General features: G+C 71.9%; 3 protein-coding genes and 1 pseudogene. 1 reads left to right on the top strand and 3 read right to left on the bottom strand.

Going from position 1 to position 5169, the window contains the following annotated elements; genetic code table 11:
- Positions 1-268: pseudogene (locus tag ACY5KJ_RS13605) on the top strand (hypothetical protein); the annotation flags it as partial.
- Here the strand turns inward: ACY5KJ_RS13605 and ACY5KJ_RS13600 are convergent.
- The 3 genes from ACY5KJ_RS13600 to ACY5KJ_RS13590 all read right to left on the bottom strand — a co-directional run bounded on the left by ACY5KJ_RS13600 (position 252) and on the right by ACY5KJ_RS13590 (position 4835).
- Positions 252-3146 carry an FAD-binding and (Fe-S)-binding domain-containing protein gene (locus ACY5KJ_RS13600; RefSeq protein WP_462188040.1) on the bottom strand — a complete coding sequence of 965 codons (2895 nt, stop codon included), beginning with the start codon at positions 3144-3146 and terminating at the stop codon, positions 252-254. The pseudogene ACY5KJ_RS13605 and the gene ACY5KJ_RS13600 sit on opposite strands and share 17 nt — an antisense overlap.
- Positions 3147-3425: 279 nt before the next feature.
- A complete protein-coding gene (locus ACY5KJ_RS13595; protein WP_462188034.1) occupies positions 3426-3920 on the bottom strand; it encodes a transposase in 495 nt (164 codons plus the stop codon).
- A 108-nt stretch (positions 3921-4028) separates the two neighbouring features.
- Complete coding sequence (locus ACY5KJ_RS13590; RefSeq protein WP_462188033.1) at positions 4029-4835, bottom strand: class I SAM-dependent methyltransferase; 807 nt, start codon at positions 4833-4835, stop codon at positions 4029-4031.
- Between the last annotated feature and the right edge of the window lie 334 nt (positions 4836-5169).

The following is a 5169-nucleotide window of genomic DNA, read 5'->3' as shown; positions in this document are numbered from 1 at the left end:
GCACGAGAACGAGGCCGCCCTGCACACCGGGTCGCACGTTCCCGACGGATTCGTCCGCCTCGATGGCGGGATGACGGGAGTCGTGCAGGTCGGCCACACCCGGGTGGAGGTCGCCCGGCTCCGGCCACTGGTCGCGAAGCTCGCCCGTAACCACCCCGTCGTCGTGCTCGCCGTTCCCCGGGGGGAGCTGGCCGGCAACCCGGCCGGCCCGTCCGCGGTCGCCGACGGTGGCGGCCTGCCGGCGACGGTCTTCACCGTGGAGATCTGAGCCCGGCGAGATGCTCGGCGAGCAGCTCGGCGAGATGCCGCCCGCGCCGGGCGGCGACGTGTTCGGCCTGGGCCCGGCAGGAGAATCCGTCGGCGAGCAGCACGGTGCCCGCGGGAGCCGAGGCGATCGCCGGGCCCAGGGTGCGGGCGGCGATCGCCATCGACACGTCGTAGTGCCCGGCCTCCATGCCGAAGTTGCCGGCCAGGCCGCAGCACCCGGCGAGGACGGTGACGTCCGCGCCGGCCACCGCCAGCAGGCCGCGGTCGGCGGCGAATCCCATGACCGCGTGCTGGTGGCAGTGCGGCTGGGCGAGGACGCGCACCCCGTCGAGGCGCGGCGGAGTCCAGCCGACGGTGTCGCCGAGCAGCTCGGCGAGGGTACGCACCGCACCGGCGACCAGCGCGGCGGCGGGGTCGCCCGCGAGCAGCTCGACGAGGTCGCCGCGCAGCACCGCCGTGCAGGACGGTTCCAGACCGACGATCGGCGTCCCGGCCCGGGCGTACGGCGCGAGGCGGTCGACGGTCGCCCGCAACCGGCGGCGCGCGCCGTCGAGCTGGCCGGTGGTGATCCAGGTGAGACCACAGCACGCGGGGCCCGGCGGCACGATCACCCGGTAGCCGGCGTCCGCCAGCACTGCCACGGCGGCTCGGCCGACCTCGGGGGAGAAGGCCTCCGTGAACGTGTCGATCCACAGCACCACCTCCCGGCTGTGGGCCTCGCGTCTGTGGGCCGGCCGCCCGTCAGCCAGGTACCCGTTTCCCCGGTCCGGGCCGCCGTGCTCGCGCCACCAGCGGCTGAACGGTTGCCTGGCGAAGGCCGGCACCTCGCGGCGCACGTCCATGCCCCCCACCCGCAGCAGCAGCCGTCGCACCGCCGGTCCGGCCAGCACCGCGTTGACCAGGCGTGGCGCCCGCCCGGCGACCCGGGCCCAGCGGGGCAACCAGCCGAGCACGTAATGGCTGACCGGCCGGAGCCGATGCCGGTAGGCGCGGAACAGCACCTCGGACTTGTACGTCGCCATGTCCACCCCGGCCGCGCAGTCGCGCGCGCACGCCTTGCACGACAGGCACAGGTCGAGCACCTCGGCCACCTCCGGGGCCCGGGCGCCCCCGGCACCTCCGCGGACCAGCGAGCCGTTCGCCATCTCCTGCAGCACCCTGGCCCGGCCGCGGGTGGAATCCTTCTCGTCGCGCGTCGCGAGGTACGACGGGCACATGAAGCCGCCGGCCGCCGGCGTGTCGGCCCGGCAGGTGCCCAGCCCGACGCAGCGGTGGACGGCCCGCCCGAACTCCCCCGCGTCGGCGGTGAAGGCGAATCCGCCGCTGGCGGGCAGCGGGCGAGCCGCCGGCAGGCGCAGGTCGGCGTCGATCGGCCTCGGCCGGACCAGCACACCCGGATTGAGAAGATCGTCCGGATCGAACAGGGCCTTGAAACCGGCGAAGACGCCGAGCGCGGCCGGCGAGTACATCCTGGCCAGCAGCTCACCGCGGGCCCGGCCGTCCCCGTGCTCACCGGATATCGAGCCGCCGTAGGAGGCGACCAGGTCGGCGGCCTCGGTCAGGAACGGGCGCAGGCGCCCCGGGGCGTCCGCCAACGGTAGATCAAGCCGGATGTGCACGCAGCCGTCCCCGAAGTGTCCGTACGGCACCCCGTCGATCCGGTGCGCACGCAGCAGGTCCTCGAAGTCACGCAGGTAGGCCCCCAGGCGCTGCGGCGGCACGGCCGCGTCCTCCCAGCCGGGCCAGGCCGGTTCCCCCGCCGCGGTCCGCCCGGCGAGACCCGCGCCGTCCTCGCGGATCCGCCAGAGGGCGCGGGTCTGCGGGCCGGTGGGCAGCACCCGGGTGGCCCTCGTGCCCGCGGCGGCCGCCAACGCCCGGCCGGCCGCGAGCGTCTCCGCCGGGCTCGCCCCACCGACCTCGACGAACAGCCAGCCGGTGCCGGCGGGAAGCTCCGGTACGGCCCGCGGTCCCCGGTGCCGGCGCACGATGTCGACCAGGCGCGCGTCCATGCCCTCCACCGCCAGCGGAGCGTGCGGGAACAGCAGCGGCACGGCGTCCGCGGCGGCCGGCATGTCCGGATAGCCCAGCACGACCATCGCGGTCGCGGCCGGTCGGGGGACGAGGCGGACGGTCGCCCCGAGCACGACCACGCAGGTGCCCTCGGAGCCCACCAGTGCCTTCGCCAGGTCGCCGCCGCGTTCGGGCAGCAGGTGCTCCAGCGAGTAGCCGGAGACCTGGCGGGGGAACCTGCCGAGTTCGGTGCGCAGGACCGCCAGGTTGGCCCGGACGAGGTCGTCGAGCCCGGGGACTGCCGGATGCCCGGAGCCACCCGAACGCCCGGAGCCACCCGGGCCGACCCGCAGCCGACGTCCCGTGCCGTCGAGCACGTCGAGGTCGACGATGTTGTCGGCGGTCCGGCCGTAGGCGATCGCCCGTGCGCCGCAGGCGTTGTTGCCGATCATGCCGCCGATGGTGCAGCGGGCATGGGTGGAGGGATCCGGACCGAATCGCAGCCCGTGCCGGCCAGCCGCCGCCTGGAGGCTGTCCAGGATGACCCCGGGCTGCACGCTCGCGGTGCGGGCGGCCGGGTCCAGGGAGATGACGCGGTGCAGGTGGCGGCTGAGATCCATCACCACCCCGGGGCCCACGGCGTTGCCCGCGATGGAGGTGCCCGCTCCCCGGGTGGTCAGCGGGGTCGCGGTGGACCGGCAAACCGCCACGATCGCCAGGATGTCCTCGACCTCCCGGGGGAACACCACGACCGCGGGTGGCACCCGGTAGTTCGAGGCGTCGGAGGAGTACTCGGCCCGGCGCCGGGCCGAGGCGTCGACCATGGGCCGGACCGCTCGATCATGATCCACACTGGTGCCAGCGACCATCGACCCGGCCGTGGTCGGTCGCTCCCCGAGCGCCGCCCGCAGCATCCGGGCCAGCTCCGCCCGGTCCCCGGCCCCTGTTCCGACCCCGGCCCGGTCACCGAGACGCCGAAACTGTCGGCGAAACTGTTCGACCCGCACGCGACGCTGCTCCCGCTGCACCCCACCATCCTCGCCACGGGCCGGGCCGGCCGCACCGGATCGGCCTGCCACTGTGGATCTTCAATGAGATCACCCTCCCGGAACCCGGGCACGGCACGGTCGGTGGCCTCCTTCGGCCGCTCACTGATGTTGACCATGCCGACGATCCTGCCCCCTGGTCACAGTGCTGCACGACTGGTTGACCCACCCAGTCCAGCCCTTGGGCAGCATGATCTCCAGCTCGGTTCGCAGTTCCCCACCGTCCTGCAGGCGGCTCCACTTGTAGATCGTCTCGTGGGACACGCGCATGCTCTCGTCATCGGGGAACTCCTTACGCACTCTCTCGCTGATCCGTTTCGGGGACCACTTCTCGTCCAGGCCCGCGTTGACCTCGTCGCGCAACGGCGGCGACGCGACGAGTTTGCGTTCCTTCGGACGCGCGCGCATCGCGTCACAACGCGCCTGCGCGTCCGCCGCCCAGTATGCTTCCTCGCCGCCGTTACGCTCGATCTCCCGTGAAAGCGTCGAGTGATGCCGGCCGAGCATCTTCGCGATGATCCGCGCTGATTGGTTCCGACCCAGCTCTCGGGAAATTACCTCCCGCTCCTCGATTGTCAACTGCTCCCGCCGGCCCATCCACCATCAGTCCCTCGGCTCCACCATCCAGTCCCTCGACGCCAAAGCGATCATCATATCGAGACGTTGCTACGCCCATTTGACCCCGCCATGTCCATGGTCGACCGGTCAGCGCGCCTGGGCCCGTACAAGCAGATACTCAGCGTCGAGCTCGACCCGGTCCGCCACCACGGAATTCTCAGTGAAACAGCTCTCGATCTCCTGTCGCAATTCCCGCGCGGCCGGTGGGTCCAGCGAGATCAGGGCGGCGACGTGGGGCGGGGAGTAACGGAGGAAGAAGTCCGCGGCGGCCGCCGCTGTCGGGAAGGAGTACCTGATACACGCGGATATGCACTCGATGTCGTGAAAGTAGGGCGTGAGCCTGGGGAGCACGACGTCGCGCACTCCCCACTCATTGGGCTCGGGCAGGCTCTCGGGGAGGGGGAGGCGACGCTTTATGATCGCGTTGAGCCGGCCCATGAACCCGGTAGGGGTGAAGTTCGCCAGGCCAACCTGGCCGCCGGGCCGCAGCACTCGGTGGACCTCGGCGGTGGCCGCGTCGGGTCGCGGTGCGAACCAGATGCCGCAGGCGGAGAGAGCCACGTCGCAGCTGGCGTCCGACAAGGGAAGGTCCTCGGCATCGCCTTCGAGGACGGTGATCTCCAACCCGGCCTCCTGGGCCCGGGCCCGGGCCAGCTCCACCATCCGCGGCGTGATGTCGACGGCGGTGACCAGCGCGCCCCGTCGGCCCGCGGCTAGCGCTACGTTCCCGGTGGCGGTGGCCACGTCGACAACCCGCTGGCCCGCCCGCACTCCGGCCCAGTCGCACAGCGCTTCGGCAATGGGTAGCTGCCGGTCGGCGATCAGCTGGTAGTCCCCCATAGTCCAGATGATCCGACCGCGATTCTTGACGCCATGTGGGTCATCCGTCGTCATGGCATGCCTCCCGTCGATAGAGTGAGCGTTCCGTGATGTCGCGTGGCGGCTGAGCTGCAGGGCAAGGAAGAGTTATCGCGCGTCTCGTGACGAAGCTGAACAAGCATCACTCCTCCACCGAACGGGCCGGCAGTTCCATTGGGCTCCCTCTCAAGACAGTGCTCACGAGCGCAGACGACATTCGGTCAGCGCGAAAGGCGTTGAGGCAGAGATGACACGAGGTCGTTGAGGATTCTCGTCCACCGCGAACGCCACCGCGTCATCTGCCTACCAGCTTCTCCGAGACGACACGGCGTACCGCTTGCGCTACCTGCTCGACGTCAAGCAGTGTCTG

The sequence above is a fragment of the Frankia sp. CcWB3 genome, assembly GCF_977927595.1.
The sequence above is the reverse complement of the archived record's forward strand: the minus strand, read 5'-3'. Positions and strand labels throughout refer to the sequence as shown.